General features: G+C 65.7%; 19 protein-coding genes. 14 read left to right on the top strand and 5 right to left on the bottom strand.

The genetic code is table 11. The features are described from left to right. Positions 1-93: 93 nt before the first annotated feature. Positions 94-1614 carry a replicative DNA helicase gene (locus AC4GYS_RS07310; RefSeq protein WP_491108431.1) on the bottom strand — a complete coding sequence of 507 codons (1521 nt, stop codon included), beginning with the start codon at positions 1612-1614 and terminating at the stop codon, positions 94-96. Between the two features lie 154 nt (positions 1615-1768). Here AC4GYS_RS07310 and dcd point away from each other — a divergent pair, with 154 nt between their 5' ends. After that, positions 1769-2323 carry a dCTP deaminase gene (dcd, locus tag AC4GYS_RS07305; protein ID WP_491108430.1) on the top strand — a complete coding sequence of 185 codons (555 nt, stop codon included), beginning with the start codon at positions 1769-1771 and terminating at the stop codon, positions 2321-2323. Positions 2324-2406: 83 nt separating this feature from the next. Here dcd and AC4GYS_RS07300 read toward each other — a convergent pair whose 3' ends face one another. The 4 genes from AC4GYS_RS07300 to AC4GYS_RS07285 all read right to left on the bottom strand — a co-directional run bounded on the left by AC4GYS_RS07300 (position 2407) and on the right by AC4GYS_RS07285 (position 7346). Next, a complete protein-coding gene (locus AC4GYS_RS07300; protein WP_491108429.1) occupies positions 2407-2985 on the bottom strand; it encodes an NADPH-dependent FMN reductase in 579 nt (192 codons plus the stop codon). Between the two features lie 11 nt (positions 2986-2996). Then, complete coding sequence (locus tag AC4GYS_RS07295; protein ID WP_491108428.1) at positions 2997-5372, bottom strand: ribonuclease R family protein; 2376 nt, start codon at positions 5370-5372, stop codon at positions 2997-2999. A gap of 103 nt (positions 5373-5475) precedes the next feature. Then, positions 5476-5739 (bottom strand): DksA/TraR family C4-type zinc finger protein, encoded by a 264-nt coding sequence (locus AC4GYS_RS07290; protein WP_491109374.1) that lies wholly within the window; start codon positions 5737-5739, stop codon positions 5476-5478. Between the two features lie 170 nt (positions 5740-5909). Next, complete coding sequence (locus AC4GYS_RS07285) at positions 5910-7346, bottom strand: M20/M25/M40 family metallo-hydrolase (protein ID WP_491108427.1); 1437 nt, start codon at positions 7344-7346, stop codon at positions 5910-5912. Between the two features lie 88 nt (positions 7347-7434). Here AC4GYS_RS07285 and AC4GYS_RS07280 point away from each other — a divergent pair, with 88 nt between their 5' ends. The 13 genes from AC4GYS_RS07280 (at position 7435) to AC4GYS_RS07220 (ending at position 19389) form a co-directional block, all read left to right on the top strand. After that, a complete protein-coding gene (locus AC4GYS_RS07280; RefSeq protein ID WP_491108426.1) occupies positions 7435-8934 on the top strand; it encodes a CoA-acylating methylmalonate-semialdehyde dehydrogenase in 1500 nt (499 codons plus the stop codon). 130 nt (positions 8935-9064) lie between these two features. Then, the gene (locus AC4GYS_RS07275) at positions 9065-10285 is read left to right on the top strand and encodes a hypothetical protein (protein WP_491108425.1); all 1221 of its coding nucleotides are present in this window, start codon (positions 9065-9067) and stop codon (positions 10283-10285) included. 28 nt (positions 10286-10313) lie between these two features. Continuing rightward, entirely contained in the window at positions 10314-10697 is a 384-nt protein-coding gene (locus AC4GYS_RS07270; protein ID WP_491108424.1) for a RidA family protein, read from the top strand. Next, positions 10694-11152, top strand: coding sequence for a hypothetical protein (locus AC4GYS_RS07265; protein WP_491108423.1), 459 nt, complete (start codon positions 10694-10696; stop codon positions 11150-11152). The genes AC4GYS_RS07270 and AC4GYS_RS07265 overlap by 4 nt, the downstream gene beginning before the upstream one ends. 98 nt (positions 11153-11250) lie before the next feature. Then, positions 11251-11832, top strand: a complete 582-nt coding sequence (locus AC4GYS_RS07260) for a hypothetical protein (RefSeq protein ID WP_491108422.1) — start codon at positions 11251-11253, stop codon at positions 11830-11832. A gap of 41 nt (positions 11833-11873) precedes the next feature. After that, positions 11874-13016, top strand: a complete 1143-nt coding sequence (locus AC4GYS_RS07255) for an acyl-CoA dehydrogenase family protein (protein ID WP_491108421.1) — start codon at positions 11874-11876, stop codon at positions 13014-13016. Between the two features lie 93 nt (positions 13017-13109). Then, entirely contained in the window at positions 13110-14738 is a 1629-nt protein-coding gene (locus AC4GYS_RS07250; protein ID WP_491108420.1) for a PHA/PHB synthase family protein, read from the top strand. A gap of 7 nt (positions 14739-14745) precedes the next feature. Then, the gene (locus AC4GYS_RS07245; RefSeq protein WP_491108419.1) at positions 14746-15828 is read left to right on the top strand and encodes an enoyl-CoA hydratase/isomerase family protein; all 1083 of its coding nucleotides are present in this window, start codon (positions 14746-14748) and stop codon (positions 15826-15828) included. A gap of 9 nt (positions 15829-15837) precedes the next feature. Further along, the gene (locus AC4GYS_RS07240) at positions 15838-16611 is read left to right on the top strand and encodes an enoyl-CoA hydratase (protein WP_491108418.1); all 774 of its coding nucleotides are present in this window, start codon (positions 15838-15840) and stop codon (positions 16609-16611) included. Positions 16612-16621: 10 nt separating this feature from the next. Continuing rightward, the gene (mmsB, locus tag AC4GYS_RS07235; protein ID WP_491108417.1) at positions 16622-17518 is read left to right on the top strand and encodes a 3-hydroxyisobutyrate dehydrogenase; all 897 of its coding nucleotides are present in this window, start codon (positions 16622-16624) and stop codon (positions 17516-17518) included. A 152-nt stretch (positions 17519-17670) separates the two neighbouring features. Then, positions 17671-18243, top strand: a complete 573-nt coding sequence (locus tag AC4GYS_RS07230; RefSeq protein WP_491108416.1) for a NifU family protein — start codon at positions 17671-17673, stop codon at positions 18241-18243. Between the two features lie 64 nt (positions 18244-18307). After that, on the top strand, positions 18308-18916 hold the full coding sequence (gene tsaB / locus AC4GYS_RS07225; RefSeq protein WP_491108415.1) for a tRNA (adenosine(37)-N6)-threonylcarbamoyltransferase complex dimerization subunit type 1 TsaB: 609 nt from the start codon (positions 18308-18310) through the stop codon (positions 18914-18916). Further along, entirely contained in the window at positions 18913-19389 is a 477-nt protein-coding gene (locus tag AC4GYS_RS07220; protein WP_491108414.1) for a GNAT family N-acetyltransferase, read from the top strand. Before tsaB ends, AC4GYS_RS07220 begins: the two co-directional genes overlap by 4 nt. The last annotated feature ends 1 nt before the right edge of the window (position 19390 follow it).

Raw genomic sequence — 19390 nt, 5'->3', positions numbered from 1 at the left:
AGCCGTAAGTTTTTAATCGCTCCACGACGAAACGACATGGGCGGGCCGGCGCTTGCGGTACGCCGACCCGCCCGTCCCCGCCCCCGGGAACCCTCAGCCGCCGCGCATCTCGGGCAGGTAGGCTTCGTCGGCCAGATCGCTGAAGCGGGTGACCTCGGCGTCGAATTTCAGCTTCACCTTGCCCGTCGCGCCGTGGCGCTGTTTCGCGACGATCACCTCGGCCAGGCCGTAGACCCGCTCGACGTCCAGGCGCCACTGATCGTGCGCCTCGAACACCTTCGGGTCGTCGCCCTCCATCGGACGCTTCGGCTCCTTGGCCATGACGTAATAATCCTCGCGGAACACGAACCACACCATGTCCGCGTCCTGCTCGATCGAGCCGGATTCGCGCAGGTCGCTCAATTGCGGCCGCTTGTCCTCGCGCTGCTCCACCGCACGGCTGAGCTGCGACAGTGCCAGCACCGGCAAGTCGAGTTCCTTGGCCAACTGCTTGAGGCCGCGGCTGATCTCGGAGATTTCCTGAACGCGGTTGCCGTCGGACGACTTGCCGGTACCCTGCAGCAGCTGAAGATAGTCGACGACGATGAAGCCGATCCCCTTCTGCCGCTTCAACCGGCGCGCGCGTGCCCGCAGCCCGGCGATGGTCAGGCCGGGCGTGTCGTCGATGTACAGCGGGAGGGCCTGAAGTTCCGATGCAGCCCGCGCGAGGTTGCGGAACTCGGCCTGGCTGATCTTGCCCATGCGCAGGTTCTCGGACGAGATGTTCGACTGCTCCGCCAGGATACGGGTGGCAAGCTGGTCGGCGCTCATTTCCAGGCTGAAGAAGGCGGTCGGTGCGCCGGCCGACTTGGCCGGCTCGATCCCGTCTTCCTGGTCGCGCAGGAAACGCTGGGCGGCGGCAAAGGCGATGTTGGTGGCGAGCGAGGTCTTGCCCATGCCGGGGCGGCCGGCGAGAATCATCAGGTCAGACCGGTGCATGCCGCCGATCTTGCCGTTCATGCTGTCGAAGCCGGTGGTGATGCCGCTGAGGTGACCGCCCGAATTGAGCGCCTTCTCGGCCGTCTCCAGCGCCACGCGGGTGGCTTCGGCGAAGGCCTTGACCTTGCCTTCGCCGCCGCCCTGCTCGGCGACCTTGTAGAGCTCGGTTTCGGCGCGCTCGATCTGGTCGAGCGGCAGCACGTCTTCCGACGTGTCCAGCGCCCCTTCCACCATATCGCGCCCGACCTGCACCAGGCTTCGCAACAAGGCGAGGTCGTAGATCTGCTGGGCAAAGTCCCGCGCGCCGATGATCGCCGCGCCCGATCCGGTCAGTTGAGCAAGATAGGCCGGACCGCCGACCACCTTCATGGCCTCGTCGGCCTCGAACAAGGGTCGCAGCGTCACCGGATTGGCGATCATGTTGCGATCGGTCATCCGCAACAGGGCATCGTAGATGCGGCCGTGGAGCGGTTCGAAGAAGTGATCCGATCGCAACTTCAGCTGCACGTCCTCGACCAGCCGGTTGTCCAGCATCAACGCGCCCAGCAATGCAGCCTCGGCCTCGATGTTCGAGGGCAGCGTGGGCGCTTCGGGAGGCTCGCTGGCAGCACCGGGGTGACGAAGGATTTCGGCCATGCTGCAACTTCTACCCGTCCGTGCTCCCGCGTGAAGACCGGCTCGCCCCTTTTCCGTGGAAGCTTTGTGGATAAGTGCGGGAAGCGCCGGAAAACTCCGTCGATGGATGCGACCAACGGTTGGCCGCACCGCTGCCAGTCGCTACGCCACACCCATGAGCATCCTATCCGACCGCTGGATCCGCGAGCAGGCCCAGAGCCACGGCATGATCGAACCGTTCGTCGAGGCGCAGCGGCGGGACGGGTGCATCAGCTACGGCCTGTCGTCCTACGGCTACGACGCGCGCGTGGCGGACGAGTTCAAGATCTTCACCAACGTCGATTCGGCGATCGTCGACCCCAAGGACTTCGCCGCCAACAGCTTCGTCGACCGCAAGACCGACTGCTGCATCATCCCGCCCAACAGCTTCGCGCTGGCCCGGACGGTGGAATATTTCCGCGTGCCCCGCGACGTGCTGGTCATCTGCCTCGGCAAATCGACCTATGCGCGCTGCGGGATCATCGTGAACGTGACGCCGCTGGAGCCCGGCTGGGAGGGGCATGTAACGCTGGAGTTCAGCAACACCACGCCCCTGCCCGCCAAGATCTACGCCAACGAAGGCGCCTGCCAGTTCCTGTTCCTGAAGGGCAATGAGCCGTGCGAGGTCAGCTATGCCGACCGCGCGGGCAAGTATCAGGGCCAGCAGGGCGTGACGCTGCCGAAGTTGTAAGTGTTATTGCGAGCGCAGCGAAGCAATTCAGTCCGCTCGCGGCGAGGTGGTTTGCGTCGTCGCTCCGCTCCTTGCAATGACGATCAGGCCAACGCCGCCCGGCCGGCGTGGATGAGGTCGACCCAGCAGGCAAAGGCCTGGCCGAGCGACTTCAGCAGCTTGGCCAGGCCTTCGTCCGTGACCGAGCCGTCCGGCCCGAACTTCTCGTCCGCCACGCCGCCGAGATAGGCTTCGGGCTGCTGCATGGTCGGCATGTCGAGGAACACGCAGCATTGGCGCAGGTGATGGTTGCAGCCGAAGCCGCCGAGCGCGCCGGGTGAGGCGGTGACGATGGCGGCCGGCTTCTTGCTGAATACGCTCTTGCCATAGGGGCGCGAGCCGACGTCGATGGCGTTCTTGAGCGCGCCGGGAATTGAGCGGTTGTATTCGGGGGTCACGAACAGCACGCCGTCACATTCGGCGATCTCGCGGCGGAAGCGCTGCCAGGCCTCGGGCTGGGGATCGTCGTCGAGGTCGGGGTCGTAGAGCGGCAGGTCGGCAATCTCGACGATCCGGCATTCCAGGCTCTCCGGAACCGAGCCGCAGATGGCATGGGCAACCTTGCGGTTGAGCGAACCTTCCCTGATCGAACCGACGATGATGGCGATCTTGTGCTGAGCCAAATCTTCTCTCCCTATCGTTTGCTTCGGCCCTGGTGCCGGATGTTGGCCGGGCGCCCGCGCTTGCCCATCGGTGGGCGTCGGGTGCGGTCGCCGCGCGATGCCCGGGCTTCACCGCCGCCGAAGCGGCCTTCCGGCAACTGGAAACGCAGCGCACCGCTGATCGGGCTCGCCTCGACCAACCGAAGTTTCAGGCGTTGGCCGACGCGGTAGGTTTCGTCACTCTCCTCGCCCACCAGCAGGCGGGCCTTCTCGTCGTAGCGGAAATATTCGTTGCCGAGTTCCTTGGCGAGCACCAGCCCATCCCCGCCGAGGCCCTCCACCGTGGCGAAGAAGCCGAACGGCTGCACGCCGGTGATTCGCGCGTCGACCAGCTCGCCGACATGATCGGCGAGGTAGGCGGCGACATAGCGGTCGACCGTCTCGCGCTCCGCCTCCATCGCGCGGCGCTCGAGCTGGGAGATGCTCTCGCCGATCTCGGTGAAGCGAGTGACGTCCTCCGGAGGCAACCCGCCGTCGCCGAGCCGGTAGGCGCTGACCAGCGCTCGGTGGACGAGGAGGTCGGCGTAGCGGCGGATGGGCGAGGTGAAATGGGCATAGCTGGCGAGTGCCAGCCCGAAGTGGCCGAGCGGATCGGGCGAGTAGCGGGCCTGGGTCTGGGTGCGCAGCAGTTGCTCCATGATCTCCGGCCTCGCATCGCTGTCGCCGACCCGGTCGATGATCCGGTTGAAGGTGGATGGCTTCACCACCTGGCCGAGCGCGAATTCCAGGTCGAAGGTGGCGAGATAATCCTTCAATGCGACCAGCTTCTCGCGGCCCGGCGCTTCATGGTCGCGGTACATGACCGGCGCCTTCTTCGCCTCCAGCGCTTTGGCCGCCGCAACGTTGGCAGCGATCATATAATCCTCGACCAGCCGGTGCGCGTCGAGCCGCTCGCGCGGGGCCACAGACAGGATGCGGCCCTTCTCGTCGAGGCTGATCTGGCGCTCGGGCAGGTCGAGCTCCAGCGGCTCGCGCCGGTTGCGGGCGGCGAGCAGGGCGGCCCAGCAGGACCACAGAGGCTTGAGCGCGGTTTGGACGAGTTCGGGGGAGACGGGCGGCGGTGCGGGCTCGATCTCGGGCATGGAACAGGGTGAGGAGGAAACCTCAGTCACATCTCCGTTCGTGTCGAGCGAAGTCGAGACACGTTCTCCCGCGTCAACGTCCCTCGACTGCGCTCGGGACGAACGAGAAGATTGTGCCCGATCGAGATCAATTGCCGCCTGCGCGTCCTCATAGGCGATATTGGCTGCGACCCGGATCACGGCGCGGGTGAAGCGCCAGCTTTTGAGCGTGCCGTCTTCGGCGATCACGAGGTGGCAGGCCAGCGCCGCGCGGTCCTGCCCTTGCTTCAGCGAACAGATGTCGGACGACAGTTCATGCGGCAACATCGGGACGACGCGGTCGGGGAAATAGACGCTGTTCCCGCGGCGGCGGGCCTCCCGGTCGAGGCTGCTGTTGGGGCGGACGTAGTAGCTGACGTCGGCGATGGCGACGATCGCGTTCCAGCCGCCATCCTCGCGGGGCTCGGCCCAGATGGCATCGTCGTGGTCGCGGGCGTCGGCGGGATCGATGGCGACGATCGGCAGGTGTCGCAGGTCCTCGCGGTCCCCGCCAAGCAGCAGTTTGGAGACGCGCCGGGCCTCCTCGACCGTCTCGTCCTTGAACTCATGCGGCAGGCCATGCTTGTGGATGGCGATCAGGCTGAAGCTGCGTGGAGCGAAGGGGTCGCCGAGCACCGCATCGACCCGCGCCGACACCCGCGGCGGTCGGCCGGACGGCTCAGCCAGCACCAGGTCGCCGACCTGCGCCTCGCCAAGGTCGCTGATCGGGAATTCGCGGCGCTCGCGCTTGTCGACGGGCTTCAACCACAAACGCCCGCCCTCACCTTCCTGGTGAACAACGCCCAACACCAGCTCGGTCGACTTGGCCAGCTTCTTCATCAGGTGGGCGACATGCCCCTTTCCGCGCTCCTCCGTGCGAGCGAGGATGCGGTCGTTGAGCGTCAGCGCTGAGCGCCGCCCCTTCTCGATCACCCGCAGCTTGGGCGGGGGCCCCTCGCCCTGCCAGTTGTCGGGCACCGCGACCGCGCCCTCCTCCACCTCGACGACGCGCAGCACGGTGACCTTGGGCACCCCGCCGGCCTTGTGGAAAGCGCGCCCGGGCGAGGCGTCGATCAGCCCCTCGTCAGCCATGTCCTTGAGCAGCGCCTTGAGCATGATCTTGTCATGCCCGTGCAGGCCGAAGGCGCGCGCAATCTCACGCTTGCCGGCGGGCTGGCCGGACTGCTGGATGAAGTCGAGGATCTGCTGGCGGGAGGGCAGGCCGGATGGCACGGGTTTGCGAGGCATGATTGCTCAATGGTCGTCATGCCGGACTTGATCCGGCATCCGCCTTTCTTTCCGGGGCTGCAATGAAGGAAGGCGGACCCCGGCTCAAGGCCGGGGTGACGAGTCACCTAAGCTGGCTATCCTTGCTGCCACGGCGGTTGATGGCGGAGTGCTGCACGGCCTTGTCGCGTTCCGACTGGCAGGCGATGCAGGTGCGGACGCCCGGCAGCGCGTCGCGGCGTTTCTTGGGGATGGTCTCGCCGCAATCGTCGCACTCGCTCGCGCTCTCCCCCGCCGGCGTCAGGGCGCGAGCGCGCAGCACGGCGTCCTTCACCGTGTCGTCGATCTGATCCTGCACCGCGCCATCGCGCGTCCAGCCGCCGGCCATGAGAGTTCCTTCCGGAACAAGAACGACCGTCATGCCGAACTTGTTTCACCTCGCATCTTCCCGCTCGTCCTGAGCGGAGCGCAGCGAAGTCGAAGGGCGTCGTCTCGTGCCAACGCCCTTCGACTACGAGCCTGCGGCTCTCCGCTCAGGACGAGCGAAATGAATGCGGCTTACTGCCCCGCCGGCGCAGGCGGAGGGGCGACATAGGGCTTGAACGCGCCGCCGGGGACAGCCGAAGCGACGGGGCTTTCGAAGCCGTCTTTGCTGACGGAGGAAACGCCGAATACCCAGTCGTCGACGCGAACCCTTGGCAAGGTGGCACTCATGCTCACCTGCTCAACTGCGGTGGCCCCCGCTGGCGTCGCCGGCAGTATCCGCCGGGCCCGGGCGACCAAGGCGTTGTCGATCTCGAAAGGCTGCTGCTGCTGCCACTGGTTCTGATCGGTTCGGCGCCACCGAATAACATAGCGCGCAGAGCCGCTCACGGAATTCCAACTGACCTTGGTGTCCGTACTGACTGCGCCCTCAACCGTCGGCTCCGGAGGCGGAGGCGCGCTCGCCAGGGCGGCCAGTGCTGCAACATTCAGCCTCACAACCTTGGTCAGATAGGGGAAGTCCATCTTGTCGATGGTGTCGCCATATTCGACGCCGCCCTCGGTCCTCAGGTCCTGATGCTGGTGGTTGTAATTCTCCACCGCCACCGAAAAGCGCACCGCTGGATAGCCGACGTTAAGGAACTCCGTATGGTCTCCGCCCCGGCCGAAGCGGTCGTTGCGCCAGATCGGCATGACGTCGAGGCCGATCGCCGGCAGCCGCTCGGCCAGCGTATCGAGGAAGCGAGACAGATTGCGCGAGGGCGAATCATTCTCTCCGCCCAGGCTGCGCTGCCGGGCGGCAAGTTCCTCCCGCCCCTGCCAGCGTGGCCCTTCGGAGAAGATCCGCACGGCATTGGCGTTGCAGACCCCGTCGGAGCCGCAGCTATTGCCGATGATGTCATTGTTGAGGTTGGCGACCACGTTCCAGCCCTGCGCCTTGGCATAGTCGGCCAGCACTTTGCCGCCGTAAAGCCCCTGCTCCTCCCCGCTGAGCGCCGCATAGACGATGGTGCCGGGGAATTTGCGCCTGGACAGCACCCGCGCCGCCTCCAGCACCGCGGCGGTGCCGGAGCCGTCGTCGTTGGCGCCCGGTGCATCCTTGGTGAAATCCATCACGTCGGTGACCCGCGAATCGATGTGGCCGGTGATGATCACCACGTCGTTCGGCCGCTCGGTGCCGCGCTGGATGGCGACGGCGTTGCACAGGCGGGTGGGCGCGGGGATGCGGCGGCCGCTGACCGTCTCGCAGGTCTGAAGGGTCTGGAGGCCGAGCTTCTTCATCTCCGCCTCGGCCCAGCGCACGGACGCCCCGATGCCGCGCTTAGGGTCCGTCTGCGAGGACAGGGTATGGCGCGTGCCGAAGCTGACGAGCTTCTGAATGTCCCGATACAGCCGCTGCTGCTGCACTTGCGACGCAACCTGATTGAGCAGGACTTCGGGCCTTGGCGGCTGCTGCGCCTGGGCGGCGGTAGTGGACAGCAGAAGGGCGGGCAGGAACGCGAACTGGCGCATCGGGCAATCTCCTCGGCTGGCACAACTGGCATTCGCGGACGCCGGTGGCTAGAGCGCGCGAGAATAGACTTGAGGCAGGACAAGAGACATGCGGCAGATCGACCATTTCATCGGCGGCGGCAGCTTCACGAGCGGCGAACGCTCGGCCGACGTGTTCAACCCCAGCGAAGGCGCGGTTCAGGCCAGCGTCCGCCTCGGCACCTCCGCCGACCTGCAGCGCGCGGTGGATGCGGCTAAGGCTGCACAGCCCGCCTGGGCCGCGACCAACCCGCAGCGCCGGGCCCGGGTCATGTTCAAATACAAGGAACTGATCGAGCAGCACATGGACGAGCTCGCGGAGATCCTGTCGGCCGAGCATGGCAAGGTGATCGCCGACGCCAAGGGCGACATCCAGCGCGGGCTGGAGGTGATCGAATATACCTGCGGCATCCCGCAGGCGCTTAAGGGCGAATATACCCAGGGCGCCGGCCCCGGCATCGACGTTTACTCCATGCGTCAGCCGCTCGGCATCGGCGCGGGCATCACGCCGTTCAACTTTCCGGCGATGATCCCGATGTGGATGTTCGGCATGGCCATCGCCTGCGGCAATGCTTTCATCCTGAAGCCCTCGGAGCGCGACCCGACTGTCCCGGTGCGCCTGGCCGAACTGATGAAGGAAGCGGGCCTGCCCGACGGCATTCTCAATGTCGTTCACGGCGACAAGGAGATGGTCGACGCGATCCTCGACCACCGCGACATCGCCGCGATCAGCTTCGTCGGCTCATCCGACATCGCGCAGTACATCTACTCGCGCGGCACGGCGAATGGGAAGCGCGTGCAGGCGTTCGGCGGGGCCAAGAACCACGGCATCGTCATGCCGGACGCCGACCTCGACCAGGTGGTCAACGACCTCGCCGGCGCGGCCTTCGGCTCGGCGGGCGAGCGCTGCATGGCGCTGCCGGTGGTCGTGCCGGTCGGCGAGGAAACCGCCGATCGCCTGCGCGAAAAGCTGATCCCGGCCATCCAGGCGCTACGCGTCGGCGTCTCGACCGACCCGGATGCGCATTACGGTCCCGTAGTTACCCAGGCCCACAAAGAGCGGGTCGAGGGCTATATTCAGATGTGCATCGACGAAGGCAGCGAACTGGTCGTCGACGGCCGCGGCTTCACGCTGCAGGGCAGCGAGAAAGGCTTCTTCATCGGCCCGACGTTTTTCGACCGAGTTACGCCCGACATGCGCTCTTACAAGGAAGAGATCTTCGGACCCGTCCTGCAGATGGTGCGCGCCCGCGACTTCGAGGAAGCGGTGCGGCTGCCGAGCGAGCACGATTACGGCAACGGCGTCGCCATCTTCACCCGCAACGGTCATGCGGCGCGCGAATTCGTCAGCCGGGTGAATGTCGGCATGGTCGGCGTCAACGTGCCGATCCCGGTGCCGGTCAGCTATCACAGCTTCGGCGGGTGGAAGCGTTCGGGCTTCGGCGACATCGGCCAGTACGGGCAGGAGGGCTTGCGCTTCTGGACCAAGACCAAGGTCGTGACCCAGCGCTGGCCCGACGGCGGCGTCGGCGATGCGGCGAATGCGTTCGTCATCCCGACGATGGGCTAGACGTTGCGAGACGGACACAAGGTTAGGAAATCAGCCACTTATCCGACCCCTGTCGATTGACAGACTCGCATCCCGGAGGTTTTTCGCCTCACCGGCCATCTCGTGCCGGTATGGGGTGGGGAAAGACATCATGAATCGTAAGTTTGTGCGTTCGGCCGCTACGCTGGCGGCCGCTAGCTTTATCGCACTTGCTGCTGCTTCGGGCGCGGCGGCGCAACCGGCACCGGAAAACAGGGACACGCCCGAAGAGATCGCGAAGGACGCAGCCCGCGACCTGAAGGACAACCGCTTTTATAACAAGCCGGGCGCCACCCGTGCGCAGTATGACGCGGACTGGCAGGAATGCCGCCTGATCGCGCGCGGATCCAAGATCATCAGCGGTAGCTCGACCTACTACAATCCAGCGCTCTACAACCCGTCGATCTCGCCGCTGGCGGCCGGCATCGGTGGCGGCCTGGGAGCGGCAATCGGGGCCGCCATCGCGGAGGGCATCCAGCGGCGCGAGAACCGCAAGCGCTGTCTGCTCTTCAAGGGTTGGCGGATGGTTCGCCTCCCGGCGGATCAGGCCGCGGCAGTCGGCAAGATGGCGGATGCCGACAAGCAGGCATATTTCAACCGCATCGTCGGCGCGCCGACCGTGCAGGGCGAGGTGGAGGACCACAATATTTTCGCCCAGCCCAACGATCCGGCTCTGAAGATCTCGCCCGTTCTGGCCGGCGCGCCGACGCTGTTCCTGCACAAGGACCCGGCCAAGGCCGTGCTGCCGCGGTTGGAACCCGGCCAGGGCGCGATCGTGATGGCATTCCGCCGCAACGGCGGTGCCGCCTCGGGCCGGTCGGGCATGGTTCAGCTGTTCCGCTACAACCGCGCGGAGGGCGATCTCTTCTACCAACCTCGCGACTGGAAGAAGAAAGGCGACAAGACGACCTACGTCGTCGGCGTTTCAAGCGGCGACAAGAAGGCGGTTTATGAGCTGCGCGTCATTCCCGTCACTGCCGGCGATTATGTGCTCAACGGCGCCAACGTCGGCCCCAACGTGCCGCTGACCAGCAGCAACTGCTTCGGCGCGCCGATGATTCGGGTCGAGGCCGGTCAATATGCCTATCTCGGCGACGCCACTCCCTTCATGGGTGAGCGCCTGGCGGACGGCAGCAAGCATCACGGGATGGTCTTCAGCCGACACTTCGATGTTGCGAAGCAGGCCATGGCCAAGTTGCGGCCGGAAGTCGCGAGCCAGATGGTCGAGGCGCCCATTCACAACCGCGCGACCTACAGCTGCGCGGCGGTGACCATGTCCCGCTTCGATTGGGACGGCATGGCGGACCTTCCGCCGGTCGCACCGGCGTCCTAACTTTGCATGAATGTCGACAGGAGAGGTCATGAAGCGGCACGCCTTCGGGACCTCTCCTTTCGAACCGGGCTATGGGTTCGCTCGCGCTGTTCGTGTCGGCGATCGCATCCTTGTTTCGGGGACTGCACCGGTCGAAGACGACGGAAGCTCCACGCCCGGCGATGCGGCGGCGCAAGCGCGGCGTTGCTTTGCCATCATTCTGAAGGCGATCGACGAACTCGGCGGTGGGGCGGCCGATGTCGTGCGGACCCGCATGTTTATCGTCGATCCGGCCGATGCCGATGCGGTCGGCGCTGCGCACGGGGAGCTGTTTCGGGACATTCGACCGGCGGCCACCATGGTCGTCGTAAGCGCGCTGCTGCGGGACGAGTGGCGGGTCGAAATCGAAGCGGAGGCGTTGGTGGGGGCATGAAGAAGACGTTTGCCCCCCTCATCCTGCTCGCGGCACTGTCCGCCTGCCAGGCGCCCGCGACTTTTTCGGACGGACCTGCCCCGTCGACGACCGCTACCGCCGGCCCCTTCGAGGCGACCATGCCCCCTCTCCTTCATGGGCAGTGGCGCCAGAACGATCTCGGACGATCGCCAACGCGGGAAGATTGCAACCAGACGTCCTCGACCAATCGCAACTTCGGCAAGGTGCTGACCGTCATTGCGAGCGGATACAGGCTGTTCGAGGAAGGGGGCCGGATCATCGAGGTTCACCAGCGCAGTGACCAGATGATCGATGCGACCTTCGATACCACCTATGCGGATACGCCCACCCGGGCTCGCAAGGCCTTTGCGCTGCAGCCAAACGGATCGCTGGCCGTCAACGACGATGACGGCGACGGCCAACGCTCCGTGACCGAATATCTTCGCTGCCCCTAACATGAGTGCAATTGCGCGATCCCTCAGCCGAAACGGTCGCGGCCGCTCGCTGCGGGACGAGTGGCGGGTCGAATTTCAAGCGGAAGCGTTGGTCGTTGATGCGTAGTCTTTTTCCATTGCTTATCTCCGCGGCGACCCTTGCCGCCTGCAGTCCCGCGAGCGACCGGGCCGACCGCTCGGAGGCATTGGCAGAGGGCGGCGCTCCGGGTCCGGCCCCTCAGCGGAGCGGCAGGAACCCGGTTGCGCGCGGGGCCGAAAACGTCGTTCTGCCACCGGTGGAAAACATCACCGATACGCCGCCGTCGACAGAAAATGAGACGGAGTCCGCCGATACCCCGGTGACGAATGACGCCGCGCCGGCCCCCCAGCCGGAAGCGCGACCCGCCAATGTCATCCCGGCCCAGTATCGAGGCCGCTGGGGAATGGTGCCCGCCGACTGCACCTCGACCCGGGGCGACGCCAAGGGCCTCATCACCGTCGATGCGACCAGCATCCGCTTCTACGAATCGGTCGGTCGGCTCGCCGAGGTGCGGCCGGCCATCGCCACCAGCTTCTCCGGCCTGTTTCGCTTCACCGGCGAAGGCATGAACTGGACCAAGGTCCAGACGCTCACCCGCACCGGCGACACGCTGACGCGGGCCGAGGAAGAAGGCCGCTTCCGCTACAGCCGCTGCGCCTGACCCACTGGAAACGCCCGCGCGCTGTCTGCTAGGGCGCCGCCATGCACCAGTTCGAGCTCACCGACGACCAGCTTCAGATCCAGGAGATGGCCCGCCAGTTCACCGCCGCCGAGATCACGCCCAACGCCGGCGAGTGGGACGAGAAGCACATCTTTCCCCGCGACACGATCCGGAAGGCGGCGGAACTGGGCTTCGGCGCAATCTACGTCAGCGAGGAAAGCGGCGGGATCGGGCTTGGCCGGCTCGAAGCTGCGCTGATCATGGAGGCGATGGCTTACGGCTGTCCGTCGACGAGCGCGTTCATCTCCATTCACAACATGGCCGCGTGGATGATCGACCGCTTCGGTTCGCGTGAGGTCAAGGAGAAGTATCTTCCCTCCATGATCCCCATGGACCGGATCGGCAGCTATTGCCTGACCGAGCCTGGTTCAGGCTCCGACGCAGCGGCGCTCAAGACGCGGGCAGTGCTGGACGGCGATCATTACGTCGTCAGCGGCTCCAAGGCCTTTATCTCGGGCGGCGGCGAGAACGAGATTTACGTCACCATGGTTCGCACCGGCGAGGACGGGCCGAAGGGCATTAGCTGCCTGGTGATCGAAAAGGACATGCCCGGCGTCAGCTTCGGCGCTCAGGAGAAGAAGCTTGGTTGGCATTCGCAGCCAACGGCGCAGGTCAACTTCGACGAGGTTCGCGTGCCGGTGGCCAATCGGGTCGGCGGCGAAGGCGAAGGTTTTCGCATCGCGATGATGGGGCTGGACGGCGGAAGACTCAACATCGGCGCTTGCTCGCTCGGCGGAGCGCAGCGCTGCCTGGACGAAGCGGTCACCTATACCAAGGAACGCAAGCAGTTTGGTACGGCTATTGCCGACTTTCAGAACACCCAGTTCATGCTGGCCGACATGGCGACCGATCTCGAAGCGGCGCGCTATCTGCTCTACGTCGCGGCGGCGAAGGTCACGGCCAATACGCCCGACAAGACCCGCTTCGCGGCGATGGCCAAGAGGCTGGCGACGGACAATGGCTCGTCCATCGTCGATCGCGCGCTGCAGCTCCACGGCGGATACGGCTACCTGCAGGATTATCCGATCGAGCGGTTCTGGCGCGACCTGCGCGTGCATTCCATCCTGGAAGGCACCAACCAGGTGATGCGGATGATCACCGCCCGGGAAATGTTGCGCCAGTAATCAGTTGAAGGTCCGCTCGTGTCGAGCGCGGTCGAGACAGCCTTTTTCTCGCGTTCGCGACTTCGCTCCGGATGAACGGAAGATTTTCAAACCATGACGACCAAACCCACCCTGCCCTTTGATCCGCTGGCCATCGCCCAGACGACCGGCGAACTCGCACTCGGCCTCGCCGCGCGGCCCGCCGACCTGCTGCAGGTGCAGATGGACGCGGCCCGTCAGTGGGGCGAATTCTGGACGGGGGCGCTGTCGGGCAAGCCGAGCGAAAAGCCGCGTGACCGCCGGTTCTCCTCGGCCAAGTGGCAGGACGACCCGTATTTCCGCTCAATCCGCGACGCCTATCTGCTCGCCTCGCAGCAGATGCGCGAACTCATCTCACTTGGGGGCCAGGACGGCAGCCAGCAAGCCATGGCCCGGTTCCTGCTCGATCAATATCTGAACGCGGTCGCCCCGACCAACTTCGTCGCCACCAATCCCGACGTGCTGGAGCGGGTGCGTGAGACCGGCGGCGCGAACCTCGTCCAGGGTTTCGCCAATCTCATCGAGGACGTCTCGTCCGGCAAAGGCATCGTCCAGCGCCGCACCGACCCGACCGCGTTCGAAAAGGGCAAGACCATTGCCGCCACGCCGGGCGAGGTCGTGTTCCAGAACGAACTGTTCCAACTGATTCAGTACACACCCACCACCGATAAGGTGGCGGCCGAGCCGCTGCTCTATGTCCCGCCGCTGGTGAACCGCTTCTACATGATCGACCTCGTGCCCCGGCAGAGCATGGTGAAGTGGCTGGTCAACGAAGGGCGCACCGTCTTCGTGATCAGCTGGGTCAATCCGACCGAGCAGCATAAGGACAAGGGCGTCGGCGACTATGTGCTGGAGGGCATCGTTACCGCTATCGAACAGGTGCGCGGGCGGACCGGCGCCTCGCCTGACCTCTTCTCCTTCTGCCTGGGCGGAACGCTGGTGGCGATTGCGCTCGCGTGGCTCGCGGCCAAGGGCCGCGCAGACGAGGTGAACAGCGCCACGCTGATCGGCAGCCTCGTCGATTTCGCCGACATGCGTGACTGGTCGGCCTTCGTCCACGAAGGCCATCTCGCGGCGCTCGAAGACCATCTGGAGGCGCAGGGCTTCATCGACAGCCTGGAGTTGCAGCGCCTCTTCGCCGCGATGCGCGCCAACGACCTCATCTGGTCCTCGGTCGTGCAGCACTACCTGCTCGACAAGCCGGCGCCGCCCAGCGACCTGCTCTACTGGTTCGAGGACGGAGCGCGCATTCCGGCGGCGTTCCTCAAAAGCTACAACCGCGACTTGCTGCTCAACAACCGGCTCCAGGACCCGGCAGGGTTCGAGGTCGACGGAACCCCGATCGAGCTTGCCGCGATCGACACGCCGATGCTGGTGATCGCGCTGAAGGACGATCATGTCTCCGCCTGGGAGGCCGTGTATCGCGGTGCGCGCGACCTCGGCGCCGACTTCCTGCTCGGCGGCTCGGGTCACAACGCGGGCGTGATCAATCCGCCCGCCGCCAACAAGCACGGCTTCTGGACCAATGACGAACAGCCCGCTGACGCCAAGGCCTGGCTGGCGTCTGCTACCCGGCACGAGGGCAGCTGGTGGCCGCACTGGACCGGGTGGCTGGACCGCAAGGGCGACGGCAGGAAGGTCGACGCCCGCAACATCACGGACGGGATCGAGCCCGCTCCGGGCAGCTACGCAAAGGCAAGCTAAGACAGCCATGAACGCGATGACCGATCTTCAGACCGCCGAAGTCCTGACGCTCAAGGAAGGGCTGGCCGGGCGCATCCGGCTCAACCGGCCAAGGGCGCTGCACAGCCTCAACCGCCGGATGGTGCAGGGGATGGCCGATGCGCTGATCGCATGGCGCGACGACCCGGAGGTGCGCATCATCCTGATCGATCATGCGGAAGGGCGAGGCTTCTGCGCCGGCGGTGACGTGGTCGACATCAGCCAGAATGTCGAAGGCCATGAAGCCGCCGCGCGCGCCTTCTTCTTCGACGAATATCGGTTGAACCACCTCGAATACACCTATCCCAAGCCCGGGGTCGCCTTCATGGACGGCGTCACCATGGGCGGCGGCGTCGGCATCGCCTGTCCGTGCCGCTACCGTGTCGCGACCGAGCGGACGCTGCTGGCCATGCCGGAAACGACAATCGGCATTTTCCCGGACGTCGGTGGCGGCCGCTACCTCTCGCGCCTTCGCGGCCGCCTCGCGCAGTTCCTTGCCCTGACCGGTGCGCGCCTCGACGGCGCCGAGTGCCTGAAGCTGCGCCTCGCGACCCACTACATCCCGTCCGAGCGGCTTGAGGACGCCAAGCAGCGGATCATCGAGCAACCCTTCCGGGTCCAGGCGATCCTCGACGAGCTCAGCGAGGAGGACGTGCCGACCGCTCGGATCATGGGCAATCTCAAGAAGATCGACCGCTACTTTGCGTCGGACCGGCTGGAGGACATCATCGCCGCACTCGACGCTGGCGCTGCCGAGGGCGACGAGTGGGCGGCCAAGGAAGCGGCCACCATCCGCGCCAAGTCGCCGATGGCCTGCAAGGTCAGCCTGAAGCTGCTGCAGGAGAGCCCCTACCAGCTGCACTTCGTGGACGAGATGCGGATGGAATATGGCCTCATGGTGCGCCTGATCCGCCATCCCGACTTCAAGGAGGGCGTGCGCGCTTTGCTGATCGACAAGGACAACCGGCCGCGCTGGTCGCCGGCTTCGCCCGAGGCCATCAGCGATGCGGAGGTCGCCGCCTTCTTCGAGCCGCTGCCTGACGACCAGCAGTGGACGCCGTTCGAGTTTTAGGGAGCAAGCATGTCGTACAACAGCATATTGGTGGAACAGCGCGGCGCGGTGACGCTGGTCACGCTGAACCGTCCGCAGGCGCTCAACGCGCTCAACAGCGAAGTGCTGCGCGAGCTCATCACCGCTTTTGCCGCGTATGACGCAGACGACAGCCAGCGCTGCCTGGTCCTCACGGGCTCCGAAAAGGCGTTCGCCGCCGGCGCCGACATCAAGGAGATGTCGAGCCAGGGCTTCGCCGACATGTATGCGTCCAACTTCTTCGCCGGCTGGGAACAGGTCACCGCGACCCGCAAGCCGTGGATCGCCGCGGTGAGCGGCTTTGCGCTGGGCGGCGGCTGCGAAGTCGCGATGATGGCCGACTTCATCATCGCCGGTGACAATGCGAAATTCGGCCAGCCGGAGATCAAGCTGGGCGTCACCCCCGGAATGGGCGGCTCGCAGCGGCTGCTCCATGCCGTCGGCAAGGCCAAGGCAATGGAGATGTGCTTGACCGGCCGGATGATGGGCGCCGAGGAAGCGGAGCGCGCGGGTCTTGTCGCGAAGGTTGTTCCCGTCGCCTCGCTCGTTGAGGAAGCGCTGAAAACCGCCACCGAGATTGCGGGGATGGCACCGCTAGCCGCGATCGCGACCAAGGAAATGGTGAACGCGGGGTTCGAAATGCCGCTCGCACAGGGCATCCGCTTCGAACGGCGCTTGTTCCACGGACTGTTCGGGACCGAGGACCAGAAGGAAGGCATGGCCGCTTTTGTCGAAAAGCGGCCGGGCAAGTGGACGGGGCGATAGGAGCAGCAGCATGGCACGCGTAGCATTCATCGGGCTCGGCAACATGGGGGGCGGCATGGCCGCCAATCTGGCCAAGGCAGGCCATGAGGTCCGCGCCTTCGACCTGTCGGAAGAGGCGCTTGCCCGGGCTGAAAACCACGGCTGCAGCCGTGCTTCGTCCAGTGAAGAAGCGGTCGCGGATGCCGAAGCCGTCATCACCATGCTGCCGGCGGGCAAGCATGTCGCCGAGGTGTTTCGGTCGGCGGTATTCGGCAAGGCTCCGACGAATGCGATCCTGATCGACTGTTCGACCATTGACGTCGACACCGCGAAAGCCGTTGAGAAAGAGGCAGAAGCCGCTGGATACACCATGGTTGATGCACCGGTATCTGGCGGCATAGCGGCGGCCGAAAGCGGCACGCTGACCTTCATGGTCGGCGGCTCTGCCGATGGGTTTCAGCGCGCGCAGCCCTTCCTCGATCAGATGGGCAAGGCCGTGATCCATGCCGGCGACGCAGGAGCAGGCCAGGCCGCGAAAATCTGCAACAACATGCTGCTCGGCGCGACCATGGTGGCGACTTGCGAGGCGTTCGCGCTGGCGCAGAAGCTGGGCCTCGATCTCCAGACCTTTTACGACATCAGTTCCAAGGCGTCGGGCCAAAGCTGGTCGATGACGAGCTATTGTCCCGTCCCCGGGGTCGGGCCGGAAACGCCGGCCGACCGCGGCTACCAGGGCGGCTTCGCGACGGCCCTGATGCTCAAGGACCTGCGGCTGGCCATGGAAGCCGCAAAGTCGGCCGGTGCCTATACGCCGATGGGCGGCGAAGCGGAGGAACTCTACACCCGTTTCGCCGACCGCGGCGGGGCCGGGCTCGACTTTTCTGCGATCATCAAGATGATCGACGATAGCTGGACGCCGCCGGCCTGAATTGACCCCTCCTTCGAGGGCGATGCAGCCCGGCAACGGGTAAGTGGCTCTCGTTCACATGCTCTTCGCGATCGTAGTGACGCGCTGCATCATGGCTGCCGTCCCTGCGCTCGGCACTTGATCGATCAGGCGAGGAAGGCCACATCGCGCCCATGCTGATCGAGACCGAAGTCACGCCCAATCCGGCGACCCGCAAGTTCCTGCCCGGTGTTCCGGTGATGGAGGCTGGCAGTCGCGACTTCCCGACTGCGGACAGCGCCGAAGCATCGCCGCTCGCCCAGGCACTGTTTGCGACTGGCGAGGTCGAAGGGGTCTTCTTCGGCCGTGACTTCGTGTCGGTGACTGCCCAGCCGGACGCGGACTGGCGCGGTCTGGAGGTCGATGTGCTGCAGATCCTGCTCGATCACTTCGTCTCCGGTGCACCGCTGTTCCGGCCGGGCACCGCGGCGGGAATCCATATCGACGATGTACCGGCGTTCGACGAGGACCCGGCGGACGCCGACATCGTCGACCAGATCAAGGAATTGCTCGACACCCGGGTACGGCCGGCGGTTGCCCAGGACGGCGGTGACATCGTCTATCGAGGCTACAAGGACGGCACACTTTATCTTGCGATGCAGGGCGCCTGTTCTGGCTGCCCGTCCTCCGCGATCACGCTGAAACGCGGGGTCGAAAACCTCATCCGCCATTATGTGCCCGAGGTGGAGACGGTCGAGGCCGTCTGATCCGGGTACTTGCCCGCGCGGCAAAGCTGTGCCGTAAATGACCTGAACGCCGCCGGGTGTTGCGATGATCCTTGCGCTCGACACTTCCACTGCCGCATGTACGGCCGCTCTGTTCGCGGCGGACGGCACGCTGCTGGCCAGTGCGGACGAACGAATCGGGCGTGGCCATGCGGAGCGGCTGGTGCCGATGATCGACGCGATGCTGGCCGGGCGGCAGCCCGACCGGATCTTGGTCGGCTGCGGTCCGGGAAGCTTCACCGGGCTGCGCGTGGCGATCGCTGCGGCTCATGGAATGGCGATCGGGTGGGGCGCCGAACTGGCGGGCTTTTCCTCTTTGGCGCTGTTGGCGGCAGGGGCACCCGGTGCCGGAAACGTTGCTGCCGCAGTCATCGGTGGTCACGGGGAATTGTTCGTCCAGGACTTCGCTCGCCCGCCGCTGTGCGCCACGGCCCCGCTTCGCAATCTCCCTCCCGGTGACGCGGCACCGGTCACCGAGGCGCAATTGGTGGTCGGTTCGGGCGCCGGGTTGCTCGTCGAAGCGCGCGGTTATGGGGAGATCCTCGACCTGCTCCCCTCTGCCCGTCATGCGTTGCTGCTGTCCGGCGGCCTTGCCAACCTCGATCCCAAACCGATCTACGCGCGCGCCCCGGACGCGAAACCACGCGTCGCATGAGCACCGTCCAGCCTCGATTGATCACCCTGCATGCCGCGGGCTGGGACGATCTCGACATGGTCATGCAAGTGATGGTCGACGCCTTCGAACCTGAGTTCGGGGAAGCCTGGACCAGGGCGCAGTGCGCGGGCATCCTGCCCATGCACGGGGTGCGGATGAGCATCGCCCGGCTGGCCGACCGGCCGCTGGGCTTCAGCCTCGTCCGGTCCGTCGCCGACGAGGCGGAGCTTCTTTTGCTGGCGGTCTGCAAACATGCACGCCGAGCCGGCATCGGCAGCCGGCTGGTTGAACATTTCATCGACACCGCTCGCCAGACCGGCGCCCACCGCCTCCATTTGGAGGTTCGCGACGGCAACCCCGCAGTGGCGTTGTATCGCAATCATGGCTTCAGCGAAGAAGGACGGCGGCCGCGTTATTATCGTGGGCCAGATGGCCAGCAATACGACGCCTTGACCATGTCGCGTCAGGTCTGAA

This window comes from Sphingomonas sp. SP1 (assembly GCF_058313395.1).
The sequence above is the reverse complement of the archived record's forward strand: the minus strand, read 5'-3'. Positions and strand labels throughout refer to the sequence as shown.